Origin of the sequence: Chitinimonas taiwanensis DSM 18899 (genome assembly GCF_900119825.1) — a bacterium.
Taxonomy (GTDB): domain Bacteria; phylum Pseudomonadota; class Gammaproteobacteria; order Burkholderiales; family Chitinimonadaceae; genus Chitinimonas; species Chitinimonas taiwanensis.
Genome location: NZ_FPKR01000009.1, coordinates 134,885 through 159,647 on the forward strand (window position 1 = coordinate 134,885; position 24,763 = coordinate 159,647).

Below are 24,763 nucleotides of genomic sequence, written 5' to 3' on the forward strand. Positions count from 1 at the left end.
TGACCGCCTGGTTAATTCAACCTCAGCCCCCCCTTAGTAGGAGACGAGATCATGCAAGTCATCAATACCAACATCCCGTCGCTCAACGCCCAAAGAAACCTCAGCAAAACTTCTGACGCATTGAGCACTTCGCTGCAACGCCTTTCGACCGGCTTGCGCATCAACTCCGCCAAGGACGACGCCGCAGGCCTGTCCATTGCGTCCCGCATGTCCGCCCAGATCCGCGGCATGGACCAAGCCCGCCGCAATGCCAACGACGGCGTGTCGCTGGCGCAAGTGGGTGAAGGTGCCCTCGGTCAGATGGGTGACCTGCTGCAACGTATCCGCGAACTGGCTGTTCAGTCCGCCAACGGCACCAACACGGCGACCGACCGCGCTTCCTTGAACGCCGAAGTCGCTCAGCTCTCTGCAGAGCTGGACCGTTTCGCTGTGACCACCGATTTCAACGGCAAGAAGCTGTTTGACGGCTCCTTCGGTACGGCGGCCTACCAAATTGGCGCCAATGCCAATGAAGTGTTGACGACGACGACCGCTAACTTCCGCACCAACGCTTTCGGTAGTTACCAGATTCGCAACGTTCCAGGCCTGTCCATGGTTGGTGTGACCGGTCTGGGTTCGGGCGTGCTGACCAGCACCAACCTGGCTGCAGCCAGCGGCGCCGTGATCAATTCGAACGCTGCCAACACCTCGGGTAACCTGATCGTGAACGGCGGTAACGGCGGCGCCACCATCGGTTCGCTGACCTCCGGTTCGACCGCTGCTGAAGTGGCTGCTGCGATTAACGCCGCCAATACTGGCGTACGTGCCACCGCCCGCACCGCGGCCAATATCCAGTTCGCCAACTACACCGACGCGAACGTGACCGCTTCCGGCCGTCAGTCCTACTCGCTGAACCTGTCCGGCTCGAACAACTCTATCGTCAACGTCAGCTTCACTGTGGGTAACACCCGCACTGCTGCTGGTCTGGCCGAAGCCGTGCAAGCCTTCAACGACCGTTCCTCGCAAACCGGTGTGACGGCTCGTCTGAACGACACCCAGAACGGTATCATCCTGTCTAACGACGCAGGTGAAGACATCGTGCTGCAGACCGTGACCAACACCTCGGGCGGTACGGTGGCCCTGGTGACTGGCGGCGGTAACATCCCGCTCGCTTCGGCAGCCTTCATCAATGCCAACAACGGTTCTGGCGGCGCAGCTGGTGGTTCCGCGGTCAGCGGCGAAGTGATGCGTATCGGCGGCACGATCAGCCTCGACTCCGACAAGGGTTACTCGCTGTCGGCCATCTCTGGTACCAGTGCCGTGTCGGGTGCATTCTCCACCTCTGGCTCAACGCTGGGCGCGCAGTCGGGCGTAGCCCTGCTGTCGGGTGGTAACGCTATCGGTTCCAACCTGACCGCCGTGAACACGCTGGATGTGTCCACCGTGGAAGGTGCGAACCAGGCCATGCGCATCGTCGATAGCGCCCTGGCTGCGGTGAACGGTCAGCGCGCCAAGTTCGGTGCCCTGCAGAACCGCTTCCAAGCCACGATCGCCAACCTGCAAACCGCGTCGGAAAACATCTCGGCTTCCCGCTCGCGTATCCAGGATGCCGACTTCGCTTCGGAAACGGCCAGCCTGACCAAGGCACAGATCTTGCAACAGGCAGGTACTGCGATGCTGGCCCAGGCCAACGCGCTGCCGAACCAAGTTCTGACCCTGCTGCGTGGTTAACCTCTAAACTGAATCACTCAGCGTGAGTTAAGCCCCGGCAGTGCCAGCAGGCGTGCCGGGGCGTTTGCCTAGGAGAGCGATCATGCGAATACAGGCTGCCAATGTATCGCCGATGCCGACTTTGGTCGGGCAGGGGCAGGGTGATGGCCAAGCCAAAGCCCCAGCTGGCGCGGTAGAAGCACAGGTCAACGTGAAGCCGCAGGCCACCGCCGAAGCGTCAACCGTCACGGCGGCGGAAAAGGCCAGCGAAAACCAGCGTAGCGTGCAAGAGTCAGTCAAGAAGTTGAATGAGACGATTGCGGTGTTCAACCGCAGCATCCAGTTCAGCATCGATGACGATACGAGCCGCAATATTGTTCGAATCGTGGATGTGAATTCCAAGGAAGTGATCCGGCAGATTCCGTCCCAAGAAGTCATTGAAATCGCTCAGGCTTTCGACAAGCTCAAGGGTTTGCTGTTCAGCGACAAGGCCTAAGCTTTGACGTGAGACGGGTCGGACGTGTCTGCCTGGGCAGGAGGGTAAGATAATGGCGATTACATCGACCGGACTCGGGTCCGGACTGGATATTGAAGGCCTGATCTCCAAGCTGGTTTCTGCCGAGCGCGACCCGATCACGAAGAAGATCCAGTCTCAGGGCACAGCGATCACCAACAAGGTATCGGCCTTGGGTACCGTCAGCGCCGCTTTGTCGGCCTTCCAATCCGCAGCACGTGCACTGGAAGGCAGCAGTCAGTATGTGAAGCCGCTGGCCAATTCGACGGATTCCGCCAGCATCACCGCCAGCGCCTCGTCGGCTGCCCAACTGGGCAACCATACGCTGTCTGTTTCTCAGCTGGCACAGAACCAGCGTTTGAAGACCAATGTTTTCAGCTCAGCCAACGATGTGATCGGCACCGGCAAGCTGATCATCGACTTTGGCAAGATCACCAAGCTGGATGGTTCGGCCGCCACGCCGGACGCCAATGGCTACTACGACGATACCGACATCAAGTTCAGCAATAACACCGGCAAGGATTCGCTGACAATTACCATCGACAGCCAGCACAACACGCTGAGCGGTGTGCGTGATGCGATCAATGCCGCCGGTGGCCCGGTCAGCGCCTCCATCATCAATGACGGTGGCGGTTTCCGCTTGGTGCTGTCCTCGACCGAGTCGGGCGAGTCGAATTCGATGCGCATCACGGTCAGCGACGATATTTCCGGTAGTACCGATTTGACCGGTCTATCCCAGCTCGCCTATGACGTTACCCGCCCAAAGGCGACCAATCCGGCTGCGCCGTACGGGCAGAATATGTCTCAGGTCCAGGCCGCCGCAAACGCGAAATTTACCGTGGACGGCATCGCCGTCACGTCCGAATCCAATACCGCGACCAGTGTGGTGGCGGGCATGACCTTTAATCTGCTGAAGACTACCACCTCGCCAGTCACCATCTCGGTGACGCGCGATGCAAGCGCCGCTGGCAAAGGCCTGGAATCCTTCGTCAAGACCTACAACGAGCTGCGTAAGACTATCAAGGACACGTCGTATTTTGATGCGGCCACCAAGTCGGTGGGGGCACTGCAGGGCGAGTCGGTCATCCGCACCATCGAAAGCCAACTGCGCACGCTGATCAATGGTTCCGCCCCTGCGGGCACCTTCACCCGCCTGTCCGATGTCGGCATCAGCTTCGACAAGTCCGGCAACATGCTGTACGACAGCAGCAAGTTCAATAGTGCCGTCAGCAAGGATGCGGCCTCGGTCGCTGCGCTGTTTGGTAGCTATGGCGTGGCCAGTGACAGCCAAGTGTCTTATTTCAGCGGTGGCTCGAGCACCAAGGCCGGCAAATACGCGATCAACATCACCCAAGTGGCCACTCAGGGCAAGCTGGTGGCCGGTGCTGCCGCTGCGGCGACCACCAATATCGATCTGACTTCGACCACCAACACTCTGGCGCTGACGATTGATGGCGTGTCGTCGGGCACGATCACGCTGAATGCAGCCAATTACGCAACGGCTAATGATCTGGCCCTGGAAATCCAGTCCAAGATCAACGGTAACTCCGTATTCAAGGGCGCTGGCATTGGTGTTACGGTCTCATTCGACTCCGGCACCGGCAAGTTCAACCTGACTTCAAACAAGTTTGGCGCCAACTCCACGGTGGCCGTCAGCACCATCAGCGGTGATCTGCAGACTGCGCTGGGCTTATCCACTGCGGATGCCGGTACGGCCGGTCTGAATGTCGCCGGCAGCATCGGTAATGTGCCGGCAACGGGTGACGGGCAGTTTTTGACCGGTACCGGCGCCGCGACTGGCCTCAGAGTCCAGATTACTGGCGGTAATGCCGGCGAGCGAGGCACGGTATCGTTCAGCCGTGGATTCGCTGTGCAGATCGGCGACGCGATCTCGTCCATGCAGACCACCACTGGCGCCCTGACCACGCGCCAGAACTCGCTGAACAAGTCGCTGGATGACCTGACCAACCAGCTCGACAAACTGAGCACCCGCATGACGGAACTGGAAAAGCGCTATCGTGCGCAGTTCACTGCGCTGGATGTAACCATCTCGCGTCTGCAGAACACTAGCTCCTTTCTCACCCAGCAGTTATCAGCACTGTCGGCTTCCACCGGCAACTGATCAGATAGCAAGGATGGAGGCATATGGCCGCCAACATCAAGAATGCCTTGAACGCCTATGGGCAAAGCAGCGTTGAGCTGGATGTCGAGCACGCCTCGCCACACAAGCTGATCTGCATGCTCTACGAAGGTGCCATTAAGGCATTGTTCATGGCTAGGCTGCATATGCAAAACCGAGAAATCGGTCCGAAGGGCGTTGCAATCTCCAAGGCAATTGCCATTATTGAAGAGGGCTTGCGTACCAGCCTTGATGCCGACAAGAACACTGAGATTGCGGCCAATCTGGATGCACTTTACGACTATATGAGCCGTCGCTTGCTGCAGGCCAACTTCGAGAATGATGTGGCGGCTGTTGAGGAAGTGCAGACCTTGCTATCGCAGCTGAAGGAGTCTTGGGAGTCGATCGAGAAGTCAAGTACGGAAGCCAGCCCGGCAACGACCAGCGAAGCTCAGCCGCAATCGGGTCGGCAACCTCTGAGTTACGGCCGTGTCTGATACTTTGACGCTTTTGATGGCTTATCGCGACCTGCTGCTGAGCACGCAGGAGTTGCAGACCCTGGCCCGACAGGAGGAGTGGGACGCCTTGCTTGAAGCATTGCCGCGTCAACAGGCGGCGCAACAGGCGATAGAGGCCGCCGCACCCAATCTGCAGCAGATGCCGGCTGAGCAGCGCGAAGTACTGGTCGATCTGCTCCAGCAGGTGGAGGCAGCGAACAAGGAAACGATGACTCGCATCGCGGCATGGCGTGCCGAGGTGGCGACGATTCTGGATGAAATCGATTCGACTCGCGCCAACGCCCAGCGCCTGCATCGAGCCTACGGCGCATGAGTTGCCGCAATGGGAGACGCGCATCATGAATGCCTGGTGGCAGATTGGCTGGCAATGGTGGCTTGGCTTGCTCCTTTCCCTGGGCTGCCTGGGGCTGACCGTGGCGCTATGGCGCCAGTTGCGCATGGCGGCGGCGACCAATGCCCAGCTGCTCACCCGCATGGATCTGTTTGAAGATCAGCTGACGGCGCTGCGGCGCGAACTGGCAGGACTGAGCGATGCGAGCCAACCACAGCCGGAAGCGGCCGAACCGGCCGAGACCGCGTATGCCCAAGCCATCCGCCTTGCTAAGCAGGGTATGGATTCTTCTGCCGTAGCCGCCGGCTGCGGCATCTCGCGTGGTGAGGCCGAACTGATCGTTGCGCTCTATCGCGCTTCGCAGCGCCCTTGAGGCGATAGGCGGCCATGATTCCCGCCAATGCCCTCGTCCCCCCCCTGCAGGCCCAGGTCAAGACTGCCGAAACGCCACTGATCCAGGTGGTCAATGCCGTGCAGGAGGTGCAGCGCCTGTTCACCATCGGTGAGCAGGTACGTGCTCAGGTCACTGGCTTATTGCCGAATGGGCGCTACGCAGTGCTGGTCAAGGATCAGTTGCTCGACCTGAATCTGCCGCGAAATACCGAGGAGAGCGCGGCCTTTGACATGCAGGTCATCGCCAACTCGCCGCGACTGACCTTTCTGCTACCCCGGCAGCTGCTGTCCGCCCCCCAGGCCACGCCGAATCCCCCATCGCCTGATCGCTCCAGCAATGTCGCGCTGAGTGGCACGGCACGTTTTCTGGGTGATTTGCTGGCCGAACTTGCCGGCCAGCCTGATCAGCCCGCCAAGGCGAATGCCACCCAAGCCTCCGCCACCTTGCTTTCTTCGGCCGAGCAGGTGCTGGATACCCGCAAGCTGACCGAAACCCTCAAGCAGGCAATCAGCGCGGGCGGCTTGTTCTATGAGTCGCACTTGGCCGAATGGGTAAAAGGGGAGCGCTCTCTCGAGCAGCTCTTGAAAGAGCCTTTGGCCAAGCTACTGACCCAGACCAGCGCGGAACAAGCCGGCAAACCCGCCGATAGGGGGGGCGCTGATGGCGCGAGCCAATTGCGTCAGGGCATAGAAGCCCGGCTTTCCGGCTTGCTGGCAGGGCGTCCCGAGATGGAACAGCGTAGTGAGGATGCCACCCGCCAGGCGACAGCGGCTTCACTTGAGGCATTGTCGCAGGATTTGGAGCCCATGCCGGCCAGTGCGCGGCAGATGGTGCAGCAGCAGTTGCAACTGCTCGACCAGCGCCAGTTGGCTTGGCAGGGCCAAGTCTGGCCAGGGCAGGAGATGCGCTGGGAAGTGGAAGAGGACGGCGCCAACCGGTACAGCGAAGAGGGTGAGCAGGCACGGGTCTGGCGTACCCGTGTGCAAATGAATCTACCCAAGCTGGGTAGTGTGGATGTACTGCTGACTCTGTATGACCGCAGTCGTCTCGAAGTCGGTTTCCAGGTGGTACAGGCCCAGACCGCCGAGCGCATTCGCGCCGAGCAGGGCCGTCTGCAGTTGCAGCTTGAAGCCGCCGGCCTTGCCTTGCAGGCCAACCAGGTCGTGATCGTGGCCGAGGACAACTGAGGTGGCCAAGTACCGTCGCAGTCCACCCGCCCCCCAGGCGGTGGCGCTAGCCTATCGCGATGGGGTGAATGCCCCGCGGGTGGTGGCCAAAGGGCGCGGCTTGATGGCCGAAACCATTATCGAGAAAGCCCGCGATGCGGGTGTCTATGTACATGAGTCACCCGAACTGGTGGCCTTGCTGATGCAGGTTGATCTCGACCAGCATATACCCCCCGAACTCTATCGCGCCGTGGCCGAACTGCTCGCCTTCATTCATTTCCTCGAGCGCGGTATCGAGGCAACGCCACCGCAGTTCGATCTGGCCGAGCTGGGCGAAGCATCGCCAAGCCAGGGCCAGAACTGAGACAATCCCACCCCGCGCCGGCTTGGCTGGCGTGCCTCTCACATTCTCGACTCGCAAGGTGAACAATGGCAGATATCGGATTTATCGGACTCGGCATCATGGGTCTGCCCATGGCGCGCAATCTGGCCCAGGCCGGCCACCAGTTGCATGTCTGGGCGCGCCGGCCAGAAACGTTGCAGGCGATCGAGACCGACCCACGCTTTACCGTGCATGCCAGCCCGGCTCAGGTGGCGGCGGCCACGCAAGCAGTGTTTACCATCGTGGCCGACACCCCGGACGTCGAGGCGGTGCTGTTTGCTGAGCAGGGTATTCTGGCCGGTGCGCGGCCTGGTCTGATCGTGATCGATATGAGCACCGCATCGGCTGAAGCGACTCGGCGCTTTGCCGAACTGCTGGCCGCCAAGGGGGTGGACATGCTGGATGCTCCGGTATCCGGCGGCGAGGTAGGCGCGATACAGGGCAACCTGTCCATCATGGTGGGTGGTAAGCCGGCGGTGTTTGAAGCGATCAAGCCCTTCTTCGCCTTGATGGGCAAGAATATCGTCCATGTCGGCAGCCACGGTGCCGGGCAGGTCGCCAAAGCCTGCAACCAGATCGTGGTCGGCGTCACGATCGAGGCGGTGGCCGAGGCGCTGACCTTTGCCCAGGCGCATGGTGTGGATGCCGGCAAGGTGCGCGAGGCGCTACTGGGCGGCTTTGCGGGTAGCCGGATTCTTGATATTCATGGTCGGCGCATGCTGGAAGATGACTATCGCCCCGGCTTCAAAGCCACCCTGCATGCCAAGGATATGCGCATCGTCGCGCAAGGCATGGCTGCGCATGACCTGACCTTGCCTTGTACCGAGCTGGTGGGGGAAAAGATGCAGACGCTGGCGCATGGCGAGTGGGCGGAAAGCGACTCTTCGGCCTTGTATAAGCTACTTAAACACTAACTACCCGATGCGGCAAGAAGCGCCGCCCGCACTAAACAACCGGCAAATGTCTGTACGACATTTGCCGGTTTTGTTTTTGGGCGGCGATTTCTTGCCGCCCACCACGGCCAGTCCTCGCTAGCAAAACAGAAAATTCACTTCAGGTAAAAAATAAATCATTAAAAATCAATTATTTAAGTTTGAATTTCGTGCTGGCACACCCCTTGCATTAACTCCCGCGTCCAAACCGTCAAGGGGGTCAGAGATGACCAAGCCGAGACCAAATCAATTACAGGTAGTTTGTCGACCATGCCGGATAAAGGGCAGGCGAGGGCTTGGACGGGACATGAAAGCGGGGTGGGGTATGGATGCGCATTAGCGACGCCAACACCTCCCGCACCCAGGGCAGCAATGCCTGGCGTGTCTTTCATAAGTCGGTTTGTTGCCCGGGGGCATGGGTAGCAATCGTGGGGAAATTTAAAACGGCAAAAGCCACAGTTTCCATTCGGTTATCAGCACTAACCGCGTCCTGCTACCCAGGGCAATCGGCATAGGAGAGCAATCATGCAAGTCATCAACACCAATATTCCGTCGCTGAATGCGCAGCGGAATCTGGATACCTCGAAGGGCAGTCTCGAAACTTCCCTGCAGCGCCTGTCTTCGGGCTTGCGCATCAACTCGGCACGCGATGACGCTGCCGGTCTGGCCATCTCGGAGCGCATGTCTTCGCAGATCCGTGGCTCGGACCAGGCGCGCCGCAATGCCAACGACGGTGTATCGCTGGCTCAAGTCGGCGAGGGCGCACTGTCGCAGATGGGCGATATCATGCAGCGGATTCGCGAGCTGGCGGTTCAGTCGGCCAACGCGACCAACTCGCCGCAGGATCGCGCCGCACTGAATTCCGAAGTCAGCCAGCTGACCGCCGAACTCGATCGTTTCGCAGTAGCCACCGACTTCAACGGCCTCAAGTTGTTCGATGGCAGCTATGGCGCGGCCATTTACCAAGTTGGCGCGAATGCCAACCAGACGATTACCGCGACCACCGCCAACTTCCGCACCAATAACTACGGCAGTTTCCAGGTGCGTAACACCACCCAGTTTGCTACCTACGCGGTTACCGGTAGCTTTACCGGTACTGCCTTCGGCGGTCAGCTGAGCAGCGGCGGCACGGTGATTGCCGGCTCGGGTGGTGCATCGGGCAGCCTGGTCATCAACGGCGGCAATGGTGGCGCAACGATCAGCACACTGACTTCGGCATCCAGCGCCCGCGATTTGGCTGCTGAAATCAATGCATCCAATACCGGCGTGCGTGCCACGGCACGTAACCAGGCAAATATCCAGTTCGCCGCCACCACCGGCCTGTCCTACTCGATCAATGTGACCGGCGCGAATACCGGTCCGGTCAATGTGACCTTCCAAGTCAAGGACGGCCGCACGGCATCCGGTCTGCAGGAAGCGGTACAGGCATTCAATGACCGCTCCTCGCAGACCGGCATCACCGCGCGTCTGAACGATACCGCCGACGGCCTGATCCTGACCAATGACGACGGCAGCGACATCATGCTGCAATCGGTCTCGACCACGCAGAATGGCGCCGTGTGCGGCACCATCTCGCTGTCTACCGGTGGTCTCGGCGGCACGCCGCTTGGCCAGGCTTTCACCATCACGGCGAACGGCTCGGGTGGCGCGGCAGGTGGGGCGACCCAGACATCCGGCAGCGTGCTGAAGATTGGTGGCCAGGTCACCCTGGACTCGGACAAGAGCTACTCGATCGGCACCAGCAGCTTCGGTCTGCAGAGCGGCACGCTGACTTCCTCGGGCAATACCTTGGGCGGCACCTCGGGCTTGTTCCTGAATTCGGGTACCAGCATCGGTTCGACGCTCGCCTCGGTCAGCACGCTGGATATCAGCACCGTGGATGGTGCTACCCAAGCGCTGCGCATCGTGGATAGTGCCTTGGCCACCATCAGTGGTCAGCGCGCCGCCTTCGGTGCCCTGCAGAACCGCTTCATGGCCACGATCACCAATTTGCAGGTCACCTCGGAAAACCTGTCGGCCTCCCGTTCGCGGATTCGCGATGCCGACTTCGCGGCCGAAACCGCGAACCTGACCCGCGCGCAAATTCTTCAACAGGCTGGCACCGCGATGCTCTCGCAAGCGAATGCCCTGCCGAATCAAGTCCTGTCACTGCTGCGTAGTTAAGCCCCCGGATACTGTGCAGCAGTTTTTCAAGCCAGCGGATTACTCCGCTGGCTTTTTTGCTTGCCAGCTTGGCGACTAGTACTTAACCGGCTTGCTGTTCGAGTACGTAGCTGGCGCCCTGATCGAGGCCAAGCACATCGCGCAGATAGGGTAGATTGGCCTTCAGCTCGTCATGCAGCATCCAGGGCGGGTTGAGGATAAACAGCCCGCTGCCGTGCATGCCGAAGCCATCCTCGCGCGGTTGATGCACGCTCAGGGTCACATGCAGCCAGCTCTTCACCGGCAGTTGCTTGAGCTGACTGATCATCTGGCGTGGTTCACTACGCTGCAGCAAGGGGTACCACAGTGCGTATACCCCCGTAGGGAAGCGCTTGAGCGCATCCTCCAGCGCCACCACCACGCGTTGGTAGTCCTTCTTATCCTCATAGGGCGGGTCGATCAGGGTCAGCGCGCGGCGCGGCGGCGGCGGCAGCATGGCCTTCAGACCGGCAAAGCCATCGCCCTTCTGGGCCAGGGCCTGACGGCCCGCTTCGCGCATATTTTCTTCCAGCAGCGGGAAATCGGTCGGGTGCAGCTCGAACAGACGCAGCTTGTCAGCCGGGCGTAGCATTTGAAGGGCGACCCAGGGTGAGCCTGGGTACAGCTTGAGCTGCCCATCCGGATTCAGCTCGCGCACCAATTGCACATACTCGGCGAGACCGGGCGGCAAATCCTGCCGGCCCAGCAGGCGGGCGATGCCGGTCGCGTACTCGGCGTTCTTTGCGGCGTACTGGCTGTCGAGCTGATAGCAGCCGGCACCGGCATGGGTGTCGATATACCAGTAGGCTTTGTCCTTCTGGTTCAAGTAAGCCAGCATGCTTGCAAGCACATAGTGTTTGAGCACATCGGCATGGTTGCCGGCATGGAAGGCGTGGCGATAACTGAGCATGGGAAGCAGACTTGAGAGGTGAGGGCGGATTTTAGCCCGAGCGCCGCCTACGCGCCGACTTGATAACCATATGCCAATTCGGTTTTTCTGCTCGCTGCGGCCTTCTGGTAAAACGTCTGCCTGAGATTGGCGGCCGTGGCCGCTCCACAACGATCAAGCGATGTCTTCACCATGAGCACGATTTCCCCCCAAAGGCTGACGCACCTCAAGCAGCTGGAAGCCGAATCGATCCACATCATCCGCGAAGTGGCGGCCGAGTTCGACAACCCGGTCATGCTGTATTCGATCGGCAAGGATTCGGCCGTGATGCTGCACTTGGCCAAGAAGGCCTTCGCGCCAGGCAAGCCACCGTTCCCACTCATGCATGTGGACACCACCTGGAAGTTCCAGGAGATGTACAAGCTGCGCGAAAAGCAGAAGGCCGAAGGCTGGAACCTGATCACCTATGTGAACGAAGAGGGCGTGAAGGCGGGCATCAATCCGTTCACCGCCGGCAGTGCCAAGCACACCGATGTGATGAAGACCGAGGGTCTCAAGCAGGCGCTGAACAAATACGGCTTTGATGCCGCGTTTGGTGGTGCACGGCGCGATGAGGAGAAGAGCCGCGCCAAGGAGCGCGTCTATTCCTTCCGCGACAAGCACCATCGCTGGGATCCGAAGAACCAGCGCCCCGAGCTATGGAATGTCTACAACGCCAAGATCGACAAGGGCGAGAGCATCCGCGTCTTCCCGCTCTCGAATTGGACCGAGCTCGATATCTGGCAGTACATCTTTCTGGAAAACATTGAGATCGTGCCGCTGTACTTCTCGGCCGAGCGCCCGGTGGTCAATCTGAATGGCACGCTGGTGATGATTGATGACGACCGGATTCTTGAATATCTGACGCCGGAGCAGAAGGCCAGCATTCAGACCCGCTCGGTACGTTTCCGTACCCTCGGCTGCTATCCACTGACCGGTGCGGTGGAATCGACGGCCGCCACGCTGCCGGAGGTGATCCAGGAAATGCTGCTGACCACCACCAGCGAACGGCAGGGGCGTGTCATTGACCATGATTCCAGTGGTTCGATGGAAAAGAAAAAGATGGAAGGCTACTTCTGATGACGCGTAAATTGCATTGTCAGGGCTGAGTTCTGAGCCCCGCCCGGCCAAGCCGGGCGCTAAGCGACCGGGGTCAAGCAAGTGGCCTATTCTTGATTGACTCCACTCCCCCCGCCCTCGCCGCCGCGAGGGAGCCTCGCTGACGCGAGAGCGTGACTTGTTACAGGCCCTTCGCTATGTCTCACCAATCCGATCTGATCGCCAGCGACATCCTGGCCTACCTCAAGCAGCATGAGAACAAGGACATGCTGCGCTTCATTACCTGCGGCAATGTCGATGATGGCAAGTCCACGCTGATCGGCCGCCTGCTGCATGACTCCAAGCTGATCTTCGAAGACCAGCTGGCCGCCATTCAGCGCGACTCGCAGAAGTACAACACCACCGAGGATGAGATTGACCTGGCCTTGCTGGTGGATGGCTTGCAGGCCGAGCGTGAGCAGGGGATTACCATTGATGTCGCCTATCGCTACTTCAGCACCGACAAACGCAAGTTCATCATTGCCGACTGCCCGGGCCACGAGCAGTACACGCGCAATATGGCGACCGGTGCGTCCACCAGCAATCTGGCCATCATCCTGATCGACGCGCGCCGCGGCGTGCAGACTCAGACCCGCCGCCACAGCTTTATCGTCAGCCTGTTGGGCATCAAGCATGTGATCGTGGCGGTGAACAAGATGGACTTGGTCGACTTCGATCAGACCGTATACGAGCGCATCCAGGCCGAATACCTGGCCTTTGCCGAGCAGCTGGCCATTCCCGACATCCGCTTTGTGCCGATCTCGGCCCTGCGTGGCGACAATGTGGTCAATCCATCCGCCAAGGCACCGTGGTACCAAGGTCCGACCCTGATGAGCCTGCTTGAGTCGGTCGAGGTCGATCACGATGTACACCTCGATGCCTTCCGCCTGCCGGTCCAGTATGTGAACCGGCCCAATCTCGACTTCCGTGGCTTCTGCGGCACGATTGCCGCCGGCACCATCCAGCCGGGGGACAGCGTGGTGGCCTTGCCGTCGGGCAAGCAAAGTCGCGTGAAGGCCGTGGTCAGCTATGAGGGGGAGCAAGCGTCTGCCCAAGTAGGCCAGGCGATCACGCTGACCCTGGAAGATGAGATCGATGTCTCGCGCGGCGATATGCTGGTCAAGGCCAGCGAAACCCGGCCGAATGTATCGACCGCCTTCGACGCGCACATCGTGTGGATGAATGAGCAGCCCTTGCTGCTGGGTAAGGAATACGCGTTCAAACTGGCCGGCAAGCAGGTATTCGGCCGCGTCGAGCGCATTCTGCAGCGCGTGGATGTCAACAGCCTGGCGGTATCCGAGGCTGAGCAGCTGGCGCTGAATGAGATCGGCCTGTGCCGCATCAGTGTGAACGCGCCCGTGGTGTTCGATGCCTACCGCGAATGCCGCGGCACCGGCAGCTTTATCCTGATCGACCGCCTGTCCAATGCTACCGCCGGTGCCGGCATGATTGCCGCGGCGGCCGTGGCGGAGGCAAACCCGCTCGCACAGGACGAGCTGGCTCGCCTGCGCGCGTTTGAGCTGGAACTGAACCAGTTGGTGCGCAAGCACTTCCCGCATTGGGAAGCGCGCGATATCAGCAAGCTATTCGGCAACTGATTCCCACGCTGTTGAACGCCGATGGCCACCCGCAAAGGTGGCCATCGGCGTTTATATATCTTGCTTTGTAGTCGGGCAGCTGCCCGCTACTTGGGCATTTCACGGCAAAATGGCGCAGGGCTGAAAACGGTTTCAGCTCTGAAACATCCGAGCCCGCACCATGTCCCGTACCACCACCTCGGCCGTCAAGCCCAGCCTCCTGGCGCTGGCCTGGCCCATCTTCATCGAACAGCTGCTGCACCTGACCACCGGCATGGTCGATACCTTTATGGTCAGCCATATCTCGGACGACGCAGTAGCGGCGCTCGGCACGGCCAACCAGATCGTCGTGCTGTTCGTGATCCTATTCGGCTTTGTCGGCATCGGCACCAGCGTGGTGGTCACCCATCATCTGGGTGGCGGCGATAGGGCAGGGGCGGATCGGATCGCTGCCACGGCCATCGGGGTCAATACCTGGCTTGGGCTCCTGGCCAGCCTGTTTGTCTACTTTGCTGCTGAGCCGTTGTTGAAGCTGATGCAGCTCTCACCCGCGCTGCGCGAATACGCCTTGCCCTTCCTGGCCCTGATGGGCGGCACGCTATTTCTCGAGGCGATGAATCTGGCCATCTCGGCCGTGCTGCGCGCACACGGCCATACGCGTGACCCGATGCTGGTAGCGATCGGCCAGAACATCCTCAATATCATCGGCAATGCCGTGCTGCTGTTCGGCCTGTTCGGTGCACCCAAGATGGGAGTAGTTGGCGTGGCGCTGTCCACCGTGTTCAGCCGTCTGGTGGCTTGCCTCGTCATGTGGGCCTTGCTCGAATACCGGATTCATCTGAGCGTACGCGCGCGTGATTTCTTCGATGTCTCACGCGAGCGGCTCGCGCGCATCTTGCATATTGGTTTACCTGCGGCTGGCGAACAGATCAGCTGGTATCTGGCCTTCATGACCGTGACCGCGTTTACCGCGCGTATGGGCGATCAAGCACTGGCTACCCAGTCCTATGCGATGCAGCTGGTGTGGGTGGTGGTGCTATGCAGCGTGGCGATCGGCTTGGCGACCGAGATTGTCATCGGCCATCTGGTCGGCGCCGGTCAGTTCGATGAAGCGTATCGCCAGCTGCTACGCAGCCTGCGGGTCGGTTTTGGCATCGCGCTGATCGTGGCCGCGCTGGTGGCGCTGTTTGCGCCGCTGCTGCTAGGCATCTTCACCTCTGACCCGGCCATCATCGCCACTGGCGCCTTGCTGATGCGCATTGGCCTGATTCTGGAGCCGGGGCGGGTGTTCAATATCGTGGTGATCAACTCGTTGCGCGCGACCGGTGACGCGCGCTACCCGGTGCTGATCGGCGCATTCTCGATGTGGGGCGTGCTCGCCTTCGGCAGCTGGCTGCTCGGCACCTTCTTTGGCCTTGGACTGGTCGGGGTGTGGATCGCCATGGCTGCCGATGAGTGGCTGCGCGGCATGCTCATGTACCGGCGCTGGAAGCAGCGCAAATGGTTGAAGTATGCGCAGCGCACCCATGCCAAGGTGCAGGCCGGCGTGCATGGCGAACCGGCCAGCGCTTGAGGCCGCGCGCGCTGATTGGCTTCCCTGAGCCGGCAGCCGCGCGCGCCGGCTGCGCTGCCGCCTAGATGCGCATGGTTTCCAGCAGATCGGCTTCCAGCCGCACCATGGATTTCGGGTCGGCCAGGGCCGGACCGGAAATCGTAAAGGTGTCTTCGGCGCGCTCGCCCAGGGTCATGATCTTGGCGGAATGGATTTCCACCCCGTGGGCAGATAGCACGCGCGCGATGCGCGACAGCAGACCCGGCCGGTCGCCCGCCACCAGCGACAGGATGTGCAGCTTCTGCTTGTCATCCTCGCGTATCAGCAGCTGCGGTGGCAGGGGAAAATGCTTGAGCGCGCGGCTGAGGCGGCCGCTGAGCGGCGCGGGCAATGGACCGGCCTGCTTGAGTAGCTGAGCCAGCTCGAACTCGATATAGCCGATCAGATCGCGGTACTCGGCCTCGCGCCCATCGGCAATATCCACATAGAAGCTGTCGAGCGCATAGCCCTTCAGCGTCGTGTAGATCTTCGCGTCGAAGATGCTGTAGCCGGCGCGCTCGAAAAACGCGCAGATGCGTGCGAACAGCTCGGGCTGGTCGGGGCAGTAGACGAGCACCTGCAGGCCTTCCTCGCTCTCGCTCGGCCGCGCACGCACCACCACCTCGTCCTTGTCGAAACGTCCCCACAGAATGCGGCCATGCCAGGCAATCTCAGATGCATCGTGGCGCAGGAAGTAAACCGCATCGAGCGTCTTCCACAGGGGCTGGTGCGCGTCGTCGCGTAGGCCGTGCAAGCGCATCAGGCGCAGCGCCTCCTCGCGGCGTTCGTCCAGCGCATCGCTGGTGTTCTGCGCCCCGCCATTCAGATAGCGGCGAGTGGCGCGGAACAGGTCTTCCAGCAGCTTGGACTTCCAAGCATTCCACACCTTGGGGCTGGTGCCGCGGATATCGGCCACCGTCAGCAGATAGAGCGCGATCAGATGGCGTTCATCCCCCACCAGCTGGGCAAAGCTCGCCACTGTGTCCGGGTCGTATACATCCTGCTTCTGCGCCACACTGGACATGGTCAGATGCTGCTCGACCAGCCAGGCCACCATCTCGGTATCGGCCTCATCCAGGCCGTGGCCCTCACAGAACTCGCGCGCATCGACCTTACCGAGCTGGGAGTGATCGCCGCCACGGCCCTTGCCGATATCGTGAAACAGGGCGCCCAGATAGAGCACCTCGGGGCGCTCGAAGGCTTCGATCAGCTGGGAGCAGACCGGGTATTCATGGTTGAAAGCCGGGGTGGCAAAGCGGCGCAGATTGCGCAGCACCATCAGGATATGTTCGTCCACCGTGTAGACATGGAACAGGTCGTGCTGCATGCGCCCGACAATCTTGCCGAAGGCCGGGATATAGCGGCCGAGCACGCCGTACTGGTTCATGCGCCGCATGACCCGCGTGGTGCCGAAAGGCTGGCGCACGATCTGCATGAAGAGCGCCTTGTTGACCGGATCGCGCCGGAAGGCGGCATTGATATGCGGACGCGCATGCCACATCGCGCGCAGGGTGCTGGCACCAATGGCGGTCAGCTCGGGGTGCTGTTGCAAGAGCAGGAAGGTTTCCAGAATCGCCGACGGTTGCTGCTCGTACACCTCGGGATGGGCGATCTGCAGCAGCGCGCCGCGCGCCACAAAGCGCTCGTTCAGCACGCGCGGCTCAAGCTGGGTGTCGCCGTACAGCTGCTTGCGGAAGGCTTGGATCAGCAGTGGCTGCAGCTGCGCGACGATGCGGGCCGACAGATAGTAGACGGCCATCAGCTGTTCGCTGGCGCGATTGGCCTCGGTATCCTCGTAGCCAAAGCGCTTGGCCAGCGTGTTCTGGAAGTCGAACAGGATGCGATCCTCGCGGCGTCCAGCGCTCAGATGCAGGGCAATGCGGAACGAGCACAGCATCTGCTCGGCGCGCTTGAGCTTGCGCATCTCCTGACCGGTCAATAGGCCAGCCTTGTGCAGGCTGTTCCAGTCCTGGCCCAGATGGCAGGCGCGTGCCAGCCAGAGCACCAGGTGCAGATCGCGCAGGCCACCCGGTGCTTCCTTTACATTCGGTTCCAGCTTATTGACCGAGCCCTGATAGCGGTCATGGCGCTGCTGCTGTTCCAGCAACTTGGCCTCAAAGAAGCTGCGCGGATCAAGCTGCTTGAACACCGCCTCGACCAGTTCGGCATAGGCAAGCTCGCTGCCAGCCAGCAGACGAGTTTCCAGCAGGGTGGTCTGCACGGTGATATCGCGCCCGGCTTCCTCCAGACATTCGGCCAAGGTGCGCACGCTATGGCCGACTTCCAGGCCAAGGTCCCATAACAGACCGATAAAGCTTTCCACCTTGTCCAAGGTGGTTTGCGCCGCGCCTTCCGGTAGCAGCAGCAATAGGTCGATATCCGAGCAGGGAAACAGCTGGCCGCGCCCATAGCCGCCCACTGCCACCAGGGCGGCGCCGGCTTCCATATCCAGTTCCTGCCAGCGCTGGGCCAGAAAGTCATCCACCAGCCGCGCTTCCTGCTCAAGCAGGGGCAGGGCATGTTCCGGGTCGTGGTAATCGTGATGCACGGCAGCACGGGCCGCCTGTAGCTGGCGGCGCAGGTCGGCGATCGGGAAGGGGGCATTCATGGCGGCAGTCTCGCGTAAGCAGACTGTCATTCTCACTGCTTTGCGCAGCCGCGCAAAGCCTGCTGCTCACGGATGTTGCAGAGCAACAAGTTTCAGCCCATCCGGCAAGACGATTTCCCGCCTGAGCACAAAGCCGGCCCGCTGATAGAGCGCGATGGCGGGCAGATTGGCGGCCGCCGTCATCACCCGCATCGGTCGCTGCTGCTTGGCCAATTCGGCCAGCAGGCGACGACCAAGGCCGCGGCGCTGCGCGGTGGGCGCGACCATCAGGCGGCAGATGTCCAGGCCCTGAGCATCGTGCAGATAGCCAAGCGCGGCGAGCAGCACGCCCGCTTCGCGCCAGACCAGCACCCGCTCACCGCAGTCCATCAGCTCGGGCAGGCTTTCCCGCAACGGGGGCAGCTGCGCATAGCCAATCAGCTCGGCTTCCTGACTGTAGGCAAGGCGCTGCAGAGCCAGGAGTTCGGCGGCCTGCAAGGCATCGTGCAGGTCGAGGTGATGCAACATGGCTGGCGTCCTGTGGCTGTGGAAACAACAAGACGCCGGCAAGGCGGCGTCTTGTGGTGGCTGACTGCTGAGTCGCGGTGTGTCAGGCGGCGACGGCGGCCGGTTGCGGCAGGGCCGGGCGTGCCGGTGTACCGGCCGACTGGGTCAGGATTTCGTAACCCGTCTCGGTCACCAGTACCGTGTGCTCCCACTGGGCAGACAGCGATCTATCCTTCGTCACGATGGTCCAGCCGTCCGGCATGGCGCGGATTTCCTTCTTGCCGGCGTTGATCATCGGCTCGATGGTGAAGATCATGCCGGCCTTCAGCTCCACGCCGGTGCCAGGCTTGCCGTAGTGCAGCACCTGCGGCTCTTCGTGGAATTTCTTGCCGATGCCATGGCCGCAGAATTCGCGCACCACCGAGTAGCCGTTCTTCTCGGCGTGGCGCTGGATCACCGCGCCGATATCGCCGAGGCGCGCGCCAGGCTTGACCATATCGATGCCCAGCCACATGCATTCGTAAGTGACTTGCGCAAGGCGGGAGGCATGCGAGGCCACGGTACCGACCTCGAACATGCGGCTGGTATCACCGTGGTAGCCATCCTTGATCACGGTGATATCCAGATTGACCACATCGCCGTTCTTCAGCGCCTTGTCGTTCGGGATGCCGTGGCAGATCACCTGGTTGACCGAGGTGCAGATCGCCTTGGGGTAAGGCGTATAGCCGGGCGGGCAGTAATTGAGCGGGGCCGGGATTGTGCCTTGCACATTGACCATGTACTCATGGCACAGCCGGTCCAGCTCGGCGGTGGTCACGCCGGGTTTGACGAAAGGGGTGATGTAATCGAGCACTTCGCTGGCCAAACGGCCTGCAATGCGCATTTTTTCGATATCTTCTTGAGTCTTGATGACGATGGTCATGATAGCTAGCACGGGCTGAGCAAAACGGCAGGATACCGCCAGGCAGGGGCAGGCAGCAATTTGAAATTATTTAATGCCTTGATTGCAAATAGCTTTTCATGTTCGGCGCAGCGCGAAAACAAAGTAAAAAACGGGAGACAAGCACATGCATCTGCAAAAAAATCTTAGCCATCGCTTACTGGTCATACTTGGCCTCGCTGGTCTTATCGTGCATTTATGGGCCCAGCTGGCCGGGCAGGGCGCGGTGGAATTCATCAGCAAGGCAATTCCGGTCGCCTGCATGATTGTCTGGCTGCACGGCCAGGACAGCCGCTACGCCAAGCTGATCCGTGTGGGCTTGGTGTTCTCGCTGGCGGGCGATCTCTTGCTGGAAGTCTCACCCGACTTCTTTATCTGGGGCCTCTTGGCCTTTCTGTGTGCGCAACTATGCTATGTGCTGGCCTTTGCGGGCGCGGCAGCGCGCAAGGCCTGGCTGCGTGCGCTGCCGGTGCTGATCTGGGTAGGCGGCGCCTATACCTTGCTGTATCCGCATCTCGGCAAACTGGCGATTCCGGTAGCGGTTTACGTGAGTGTGATCGGCGCCATGCTCTGGCGCGCCTTGGCTTTGCTCGACCAGCCCGCCGCGCGCTGGCAGTGGGCGGCCTGCCTGGGCGCCTTGCTGTTTGGCATCTCCGACACGATCCTGGCCTTCAACCGTTTCTATACCCCGTGGCCGGGCGCCAATCTGGCGGTCATTCTGACTTACTGGGCGGGCCAGTTCGGCATCGCGCTCTCGGTTTTCCGCAGTGCACGCGGCAATCCGGCAGTTTTCTGATCCAGCGCAATATTGCACTGCAGCAGTCGCCGTAATCTGTTTGCGAGCCCACCAATCGGTGCGGCAAGTTTACGGAGAACTGCATCATGCAAGGCAAGACCCTCGCCATCCTGACCAGCCTGCTTTTCGCCAGCCAGGCTTTTGCCGCCGAAGGGGATTGGCTGGTACGCGGCCGCCTGATCCAGGTTGCGCCCAGCGTATCCACCACCGGCGCGCTGGCCACGCTGGATGTGGACGTGGACAAGCAGGTCGTTCCTGAGCTCGATTTCACCTATATGTTGACCAACAACCTGGGTGCCGAGCTGATCCTGGGTACGGCCCGCCATGAGGTGAGCGCCGGTGGCACCAGCCTTGGCAAGGTCAATCACCTGCCGCCGACGCTGACGCTGCAATACCACTTCACCCCGGAAGCAACCTTCCGCCCCTATGCAGGTGTCGGCGTCAACTACACGCGCTTCTACAATGTGGACCTGCCCGGTCTGCAGGTGGACAAGAACAGCTTTGGCGGCAGCCTGCAGATCGGCGCCGATTACGCGATCAATAAGGACTGGTTTGTGAACCTGGACCTTAAGAAGATCTACATCAAGACCGATGTCAGCACCGCAGGCGGCGCCGATCTGGGCACCTTGAAGATCAATCCGCTGGTGATCGGCCTCGGCGTCGGTACCAAGTTCTAAGCAGCCCGGCCCCGATTCACCGGGGCCACAGCCTGCCAGCACGGAAAACAGAACGGCGATGCCTAGGCATCGCCGTTTCTCTTGGCAGCTTACCTTTCGGCAAGCTGCGCGGCACTTAGAACATATGTTGGCCGCCGTTGATGGCGATGTTAGAGCCGGTGATAAAGCCCGCATGATCGCTGGCCAGGAAGGCGATCAGGTCGGCGATCTCCTCCGGCTTGCCCAGACGGTTGACCGGAATGCCGGCGATGATGCTCTGACGGATTTCTTCCTTCACCGCCATCACCATTTCGGTGGCGATATAACCGGGGCTGACCGTATTTACCGTCACACCCTTACGCGCCACTTCCTGCGCCAGGGCCTTGGTAAAACCATGCATGCCGGCCTTGGCGGCTGAGTAGTTGGTCTGGCCGAACTGGCCTTTTTGGCCATTGATGCTGGACACATTGATGACGCGGCCAAAGCCACGGTCGGCCATGCCGTCCACGAAGGGCTTGCTGATATTGAATACCGAGTCGAGATCGGTGCGCAGTACCACGTCCCAGTCCACCTTGCTCATCTTGCGGAAGGTGGTGTCCTTGGTGATGCCGGCATTGTTCACCAGCACATCCACCGGGCCTACTTCAGCCACGACCTTGGCGGCCATGGCTTGGCAGGACTCGAAATCCGCCACATCGCATTGATAGGCGTGGAACAGATAACCCTGTTCCTTCTGATCGGCCAACCAGGCCACTTCCTTGCCGGGCCTGCTATAGGTTGTCACCACGGTATGCCCGCTGTCGGCGAGCTTCTGGCAAATGGCGGTACCAATTCCTCCCATGCCGCCGGTGACGAGTGCGATTCTGGCCATAATTTATTTCTCCTGATTTGCGTGCTTGGATACACCGCTTGTGAATTCGTCTTATTGCGGTGCTCTGAAATATATACCGTGTAATTGCTCCAGTCTTGTTACGCCGCGACCTGTGCTTATGCATCGGTATAATCCCGCAACACCTCTTCACGATTCTTGACATGTCTCAACACGTCTTTACCGCCCATATCCAGCCTGGCACGCCGCCACAAGAGTGGTACGAAATCGCCGCGACCCAGCCCGGTTTCCAGCGCGATCCAGCCCAGGCCGAGGCGATCGAGCATCTGCAACGCCTATACAACGAGCTGCTGACTTTCAAGCGCAAGCGTGACCGCCTATTCGGGCGCAGCCTGCTGCCCATGCCCGATGTGCCGCGCGGCCTGTACTTCTGGGGCGGGGTAGGGCGTGGCAAGAGCTTCCTCATGGATGGCTTCTTTGCCTGTGTGCCGTATAAGCGCAAGCGTCGCCTGCATTTCCATCACTTCATGCAGGAGGTGCATGACGGTCTGCGCGCGCTGAAGAACGAGGTCGACCCGCTGGCCAAGGTGGCCGACCAGATTGCCGAGCACACGCGCTTGCTGTGCTTCGATGAGTTCCATGTCTCGGATATCGCCGATGCGATGATCCTTGGCCGCCTGTTCACCCATCTGTTCGAGCATGGCCTCGTGCTGGTCGCCACCAGCAATTACGCGCCTGACGACCTGTACCCGAACGGTCTGCAGCGGCAGAACTTTCTGCCCACCATCGCCTTGCTCAAGCAGCATGTGGAGGTGGTGAATGTGGATGGCGGCAATGATTACCGCATGCGCACGCTGACCCAGGCCCGCACCTATATCAGCCCGATAGCCGCCGACACCGATGCCGAACTCAATGCGGTGTTCGACAAGCTGGCCACTGCCGATGACCTGCCGCCGGCCATGGTGATTGAGTCGCGCACGGTAACCGCTCGCCGTCATGCACCGGGCGTGGTCTGGTTCAGCTTTGCCGAGCTATGCGATGGTCCACGTTCGCAGACCGATTATCTGTGGCTGGCACGCCAGTACCATACGGTCATCCTGTCCGACGTGCCGAGGCTGACGGCCAAGGAATCGTCGGCCGCGCGCCGGCTGACCTGGCTGGTGGATGTGTTCTACGACTACCGGGTCAAGCTGATCATCTCGGCCGCCACACCGGCGGAGGGCATCTATACCGAGGGCGCGTTTGCGCATGAATTCTTCCGCACCGCCAGCCGCCTGACCGAGATGCAGTCGACCGACTATCTGGCCCTGCCGCACGAGGCAGGCAAGACCAAGGACGCGGCCATGTCGGTCGCTCTGACTTAGGAAGCCCTATGCATTGGATCTATCTGCTGGTTGCAGGCTTGCTTGAAGTGGTGTGGGTCATCGGGATGAAGTACAGCGAAGGTTTCAGCAAGCCCGGCTGGAGCGCGCTGACCCTGCTGACCATGACGGCCAGCTTCGCCTGCCTGGCCAAGGCCATGAAAGTGCTGCCTATGGGCACCGCCTATGCGATCTGGACCGGCATTGGCGCGGTGGGCGGCGTGGTGGCCGGGATTGTGCTGTTCAATGAATCGAGCGACTGGCCGCGCCTGCTTTGCGTGCTGCTGGTGGTCGGCGGCATCGTCGGCCTCAAGCTGACTTCGGCACACTGATGCTGGCCGTCCTGCAGACCCAGGCCGGCGACGCCAGCACGCTCTATCTGGGCGAAACCGCGCGCCCGCAGCCTGGACCAGGACAGTTGCTACTGCGTGTGCATGCGGTCGGCATCAACCGCGCCGACATCGTGCAAAGGGAAGGGCGCTATCCGGCGCCGGCTGGCGCCTCGCCCCTGCTGGGCCTGGAGGTGTCGGGCGAAGTGGTGGAGGTAGGTGCGGGCGTTAGCGGCTTTGCCCCGGGTGAGGCGGTGTTCGGCCTGGTCGGCGGCGGTGGCTATGCCGAATACGCGATGCTGGATGCCAGCTGCGCGCTACGCAAGCCGGACAATCTCAGCCATGCCGAGGCGGCCAGCCTGCCCGAGGCCTGGATGACTGCCTGGTTCAATCTAATCGAACTAGGCCAACTCAAGGCGAATGAGCAGGTGCTCATCCATGCCGGCGCCAGCGGCGTAGGGGCCGCGGCCATTCAGCTCGCGCGCTTGCACGGCGCCCAGGTAGCCTGCACGGTGGGTAGCGCGGCCAAGGCGGCGTTCTGCCGTGGCCTGGGCGCGCAGCGGGCAATTGAATACCATAGGCAGGATTTTGCCTGCGAGCTCAAGGCCCAGGGCGGCGTGGACCTGATCCTCGACTGCGTGGGGGCGCGCTATCTGGACGCCAATCTGCACAGCCTGCGCAGCGATGGCCGCCTGATCGTGATCGGCCTGATGGGGGGCGCCAACGCACCGCTTGATCTGGGCCGCCTGCTGGTCAAGCGCCTGAGCCTACGCGGCTCGACGCTGCGCGCGCAGCCCGAGGCGGTCAAGGCCAGGCTCAGCACTGCCTTACGCGATACGATCGTGCCAGCCTTGGCAAAAGGCCAGCTGAAGCTGACCCTGGACCGCACTTTTCCACTGGCCGAGGTGCGCGCCGCGCATGCCTGGCTGGAAGGCAACCATAACCTGGGCAAGCTCGTGCTGACGCTGGCCTGATACCGAAAGTAAACCGTATGACACGCTTTGCCACCCTGGCCCTGCTGCTCGGCCTCCCCCTCCTGCACGGCTGCGCCGTGATTACCGTTGCCGGCGCAGCAGCCAGTGTGGCCACCACCGCGGTCAGCGTAACGGCCGATGTGGCGGTCGCCGCCGGTAAAGGCGCGGTGAAGGCCGGCAGTTGGGCGATTGATGCTGCCACGGCCGATAAGCCGGCCAGCCCGGCTGCCCCGGCAGTCGTCGAACCCGCCGTCGTCGCACCGGTAGCGCCGGCGGTCACGCCCAATGCGCCGCTCGACAGCACGCCGCCAGCCACGTCCGAAGTGCCGGGGTTGGAAATACGCCCTCTGGCGGAATAGACGCC

24 protein-coding genes are annotated in these 24,763 nt (G+C 61.2%); 19 read left to right on the forward strand and 5 right to left on the reverse strand.

Annotated elements, in window-relative coordinates:
- Positions 1–51 precede the first annotated feature (51 nt).
- The 10 genes from BT173_RS12355 (at position 52) to BT173_RS12400 (ending at position 10,208) form a co-directional block, all read left to right on the forward strand.
- Complete coding sequence (locus BT173_RS12355) at positions 52–1,710, forward strand: flagellin N-terminal helical domain-containing protein (protein WP_072428968.1); 1,659 nt, start codon at positions 52–54, stop codon at positions 1,708–1,710.
- 82 nt (positions 1,711–1,792) lie between these two features.
- Positions 1,793–2,185: a flagellar protein FlaG gene (locus tag BT173_RS12360; RefSeq protein ID WP_072428969.1), complete on the forward strand. Its 393-nt coding sequence runs from the start codon at positions 1,793–1,795 to the stop codon at positions 2,183–2,185.
- Between the two features lie 52 nt (positions 2,186–2,237).
- Complete coding sequence (gene fliD / locus BT173_RS12365; RefSeq protein ID WP_072428970.1) at positions 2,238–4,325, forward strand: flagellar filament capping protein FliD; 2,088 nt, start codon at positions 2,238–2,240, stop codon at positions 4,323–4,325.
- A 23-nt stretch (positions 4,326–4,348) separates the two neighbouring features.
- The gene (gene fliS / locus BT173_RS12370) at positions 4,349–4,819 is read left to right on the forward strand and encodes a flagellar export chaperone FliS (protein ID WP_072428971.1); all 471 of its coding nucleotides are present in this window, start codon (positions 4,349–4,351) and stop codon (positions 4,817–4,819) included.
- 16 nt (positions 4,820–4,835) lie between these two features.
- A complete protein-coding gene (fliT, locus tag BT173_RS12375; RefSeq protein WP_072428972.1) occupies positions 4,836–5,153 on the forward strand; it encodes a flagellar protein FliT in 318 nt (105 codons plus the stop codon).
- Complete coding sequence (locus tag BT173_RS12380) at positions 5,095–5,544, forward strand: DUF2802 domain-containing protein (RefSeq protein WP_084658532.1); 450 nt, start codon at positions 5,095–5,097, stop codon at positions 5,542–5,544. Before fliT ends, BT173_RS12380 begins: the two co-directional genes overlap by 59 nt.
- A 14-nt stretch (positions 5,545–5,558) precedes the next feature.
- The gene (gene fliK / locus BT173_RS12385; RefSeq protein WP_072428974.1) at positions 5,559–6,752 is read left to right on the forward strand and encodes a flagellar hook-length control protein FliK; all 1,194 of its coding nucleotides are present in this window, start codon (positions 5,559–5,561) and stop codon (positions 6,750–6,752) included.
- 1 nt (position 6,753) lies between these two features.
- Entirely contained in the window at positions 6,754–7,095 is a 342-nt protein-coding gene (locus tag BT173_RS12390) for an EscU/YscU/HrcU family type III secretion system export apparatus switch protein (RefSeq protein WP_072428975.1), read from the forward strand.
- Between the two features lie 65 nt (positions 7,096–7,160).
- Entirely contained in the window at positions 7,161–8,027 is an 867-nt protein-coding gene (locus tag BT173_RS12395; protein WP_072428976.1) for an NAD(P)-dependent oxidoreductase, read from the forward strand.
- Positions 8,028–8,570: 543 nt separating this feature from the next.
- A complete protein-coding gene (locus BT173_RS12400; protein ID WP_072428977.1) occupies positions 8,571–10,208 on the forward strand; it encodes a flagellin N-terminal helical domain-containing protein in 1,638 nt (545 codons plus the stop codon).
- An 82-nt stretch (positions 10,209–10,290) separates the two neighbouring features.
- Here BT173_RS12400 and BT173_RS12405 read toward each other — a convergent pair whose 3' ends face one another.
- Positions 10,291–11,136 (reverse strand): 23S rRNA (adenine(2030)-N(6))-methyltransferase RlmJ, encoded by an 846-nt coding sequence (locus BT173_RS12405; RefSeq protein ID WP_072428978.1) that lies wholly within the window; start codon positions 11,134–11,136, stop codon positions 10,291–10,293.
- Between the two features lie 171 nt (positions 11,137–11,307).
- Between BT173_RS12405 and cysD the strand changes: the two genes are divergently transcribed.
- The 3 genes from cysD to BT173_RS12420 all read left to right on the forward strand — a co-directional run bounded on the left by cysD (position 11,308) and on the right by BT173_RS12420 (position 15,402).
- Positions 11,308–12,234, forward strand: a complete 927-nt coding sequence (gene cysD, locus BT173_RS12410) for a sulfate adenylyltransferase subunit CysD (protein ID WP_072428979.1) — start codon at positions 11,308–11,310, stop codon at positions 12,232–12,234.
- 176 nt (positions 12,235–12,410) lie between these two features.
- Positions 12,411–13,850 (forward strand): sulfate adenylyltransferase subunit CysN, encoded by a 1,440-nt coding sequence (gene cysN, locus BT173_RS12415; RefSeq protein ID WP_072428980.1) that lies wholly within the window; start codon positions 12,411–12,413, stop codon positions 13,848–13,850.
- 160 nt (positions 13,851–14,010) lie between these two features.
- Positions 14,011–15,402 (forward strand): MATE family efflux transporter, encoded by a 1,392-nt coding sequence (locus BT173_RS12420; protein ID WP_072428981.1) that lies wholly within the window; start codon positions 14,011–14,013, stop codon positions 15,400–15,402.
- 61 nt (positions 15,403–15,463) lie between these two features.
- Here BT173_RS12420 and BT173_RS12425 read toward each other — a convergent pair whose 3' ends face one another.
- The 3 genes from BT173_RS12425 to map all read right to left on the reverse strand — a co-directional run bounded on the left by BT173_RS12425 (position 15,464) and on the right by map (position 19,436).
- Complete coding sequence (locus BT173_RS12425) at positions 15,464–18,028, reverse strand: [protein-PII] uridylyltransferase (protein WP_072428982.1); 2,565 nt, start codon at positions 18,026–18,028, stop codon at positions 15,464–15,466.
- 66 nt (positions 18,029–18,094) lie between these two features.
- Positions 18,095–18,535, reverse strand: a complete 441-nt coding sequence (locus BT173_RS12430) for a GNAT family N-acetyltransferase (RefSeq protein ID WP_072428983.1) — start codon at positions 18,533–18,535, stop codon at positions 18,095–18,097.
- A gap of 82 nt (positions 18,536–18,617) precedes the next feature.
- A complete protein-coding gene (gene map / locus BT173_RS12435) occupies positions 18,618–19,436 on the reverse strand; it encodes a type I methionyl aminopeptidase (RefSeq protein WP_072428984.1) in 819 nt (272 codons plus the stop codon).
- 145 nt (positions 19,437–19,581) lie between these two features.
- On the opposite strand from map, the gene BT173_RS12440 reads away from it, so the two are divergent.
- Both BT173_RS12440 and BT173_RS12445 read left to right on the forward strand, forming a co-directional pair.
- Positions 19,582–20,250: a lysoplasmalogenase gene (locus BT173_RS12440; protein ID WP_072428985.1), complete on the forward strand. Its 669-nt coding sequence runs from the start codon at positions 19,582–19,584 to the stop codon at positions 20,248–20,250.
- An 86-nt stretch (positions 20,251–20,336) separates the two neighbouring features.
- On the forward strand, positions 20,337–20,927 hold the full coding sequence (locus BT173_RS12445; protein ID WP_072428986.1) for an OmpW/AlkL family protein: 591 nt from the start codon (positions 20,337–20,339) through the stop codon (positions 20,925–20,927).
- Between the two features lie 115 nt (positions 20,928–21,042).
- Here the strand turns inward: BT173_RS12445 and BT173_RS12450 are convergent, their stop codons facing one another.
- Positions 21,043–21,780, reverse strand: coding sequence for a beta-ketoacyl-ACP reductase (locus BT173_RS12450; protein ID WP_444542032.1), 738 nt, complete (start codon positions 21,778–21,780; stop codon positions 21,043–21,045).
- 158 nt (positions 21,781–21,938) lie between these two features.
- Between BT173_RS12450 and zapE the strand changes: the two genes are divergently transcribed.
- From zapE to BT173_RS12470, 4 genes are read left to right on the forward strand one after another with little or no spacing between them, the layout of a single operon-like run.
- Positions 21,939–23,099, forward strand: a complete 1,161-nt coding sequence (zapE, locus tag BT173_RS12455) for a cell division protein ZapE (protein ID WP_072428988.1) — start codon at positions 21,939–21,941, stop codon at positions 23,097–23,099.
- 8 nt (positions 23,100–23,107) lie between these two features.
- A complete protein-coding gene (locus BT173_RS12460; protein WP_072428989.1) occupies positions 23,108–23,428 on the forward strand; it encodes a DMT family transporter in 321 nt (106 codons plus the stop codon).
- A complete protein-coding gene (locus BT173_RS12465) occupies positions 23,428–24,399 on the forward strand; it encodes an NAD(P)H-quinone oxidoreductase (RefSeq protein ID WP_072428990.1) in 972 nt (323 codons plus the stop codon). Before BT173_RS12460 ends, BT173_RS12465 begins: the two co-directional genes overlap by 1 nt.
- Before the next feature lie 17 nt (positions 24,400–24,416).
- On the forward strand, positions 24,417–24,758 hold the full coding sequence (locus BT173_RS12470) for a hypothetical protein (RefSeq protein WP_072428991.1): 342 nt from the start codon (positions 24,417–24,419) through the stop codon (positions 24,756–24,758).
- The last annotated feature ends 5 nt before the right edge of the window (positions 24,759–24,763 follow it).

What these genes read in the sequence shown, in the direction of transcription:
- BT173_RS12355 (WP_072428968.1), top strand. Translation starts at nt 52, where the DNA reads ATGCAAGTCATCAATACCAACATCCCGTCGCTCAACGCCCAAAGAAAC.
- BT173_RS12360 (WP_072428969.1), top strand. Translation starts at nt 1,793, where the DNA reads ATGCGAATACAGGCTGCCAATGTATCGCCGATGCCGACTTTGGTCGGG.
- fliD (WP_072428970.1), top strand. Translation starts at nt 2,238, where the DNA reads ATGGCGATTACATCGACCGGACTCGGGTCCGGACTGGATATTGAAGGC.
- fliS (WP_072428971.1), top strand. Translation starts at nt 4,349, where the DNA reads ATGGCCGCCAACATCAAGAATGCCTTGAACGCCTATGGGCAAAGCAGC.
- fliT (WP_072428972.1), top strand. Translation starts at nt 4,836, where the DNA reads ATGGCTTATCGCGACCTGCTGCTGAGCACGCAGGAGTTGCAGACCCTG.
- BT173_RS12380 (WP_084658532.1), top strand. Translation starts at nt 5,095, where the DNA reads ATGAAATCGATTCGACTCGCGCCAACGCCCAGCGCCTGCATCGAGCCT.
- fliK (WP_072428974.1), top strand. Translation starts at nt 5,559, where the DNA reads ATGATTCCCGCCAATGCCCTCGTCCCCCCCCTGCAGGCCCAGGTCAAG.
- BT173_RS12395 (WP_072428976.1), top strand. Translation starts at nt 7,161, where the DNA reads ATGGCAGATATCGGATTTATCGGACTCGGCATCATGGGTCTGCCCATG.
- BT173_RS12400 (WP_072428977.1), top strand. Translation starts at nt 8,571, where the DNA reads ATGCAAGTCATCAACACCAATATTCCGTCGCTGAATGCGCAGCGGAAT.
- BT173_RS12405 (WP_072428978.1), bottom strand. Translation starts at nt 11,136, where the DNA reads ATGCTCAGTTATCGCCACGCCTTCCATGCCGGCAACCATGCCGATGTG.
- cysD (WP_072428979.1), top strand. Translation starts at nt 11,308, where the DNA reads ATGAGCACGATTTCCCCCCAAAGGCTGACGCACCTCAAGCAGCTGGAA.
- cysN (WP_072428980.1), top strand. Translation starts at nt 12,411, where the DNA reads ATGTCTCACCAATCCGATCTGATCGCCAGCGACATCCTGGCCTACCTC.
- BT173_RS12420 (WP_072428981.1), top strand. Translation starts at nt 14,011, where the DNA reads ATGTCCCGTACCACCACCTCGGCCGTCAAGCCCAGCCTCCTGGCGCTG.
- BT173_RS12425 (WP_072428982.1), bottom strand. Translation starts at nt 18,028, where the DNA reads ATGAATGCCCCCTTCCCGATCGCCGACCTGCGCCGCCAGCTACAGGCG.
- BT173_RS12430 (WP_072428983.1), bottom strand. Translation starts at nt 18,535, where the DNA reads ATGTTGCATCACCTCGACCTGCACGATGCCTTGCAGGCCGCCGAACTC.
- map (WP_072428984.1), bottom strand. Translation starts at nt 19,436, where the DNA reads ATGACCATCGTCATCAAGACTCAAGAAGATATCGAAAAAATGCGCATT.
- BT173_RS12440 (WP_072428985.1), top strand. Translation starts at nt 19,582, where the DNA reads ATGCATCTGCAAAAAAATCTTAGCCATCGCTTACTGGTCATACTTGGC.
- BT173_RS12445 (WP_072428986.1), top strand. Translation starts at nt 20,337, where the DNA reads ATGCAAGGCAAGACCCTCGCCATCCTGACCAGCCTGCTTTTCGCCAGC.
- zapE (WP_072428988.1), top strand. Translation starts at nt 21,939, where the DNA reads ATGTCTCAACACGTCTTTACCGCCCATATCCAGCCTGGCACGCCGCCA.
- BT173_RS12460 (WP_072428989.1), top strand. Translation starts at nt 23,108, where the DNA reads ATGCATTGGATCTATCTGCTGGTTGCAGGCTTGCTTGAAGTGGTGTGG.
- BT173_RS12465 (WP_072428990.1), top strand. Translation starts at nt 23,428, where the DNA reads ATGCTGGCCGTCCTGCAGACCCAGGCCGGCGACGCCAGCACGCTCTAT.
- BT173_RS12470 (WP_072428991.1), top strand. Translation starts at nt 24,417, where the DNA reads ATGACACGCTTTGCCACCCTGGCCCTGCTGCTCGGCCTCCCCCTCCTG.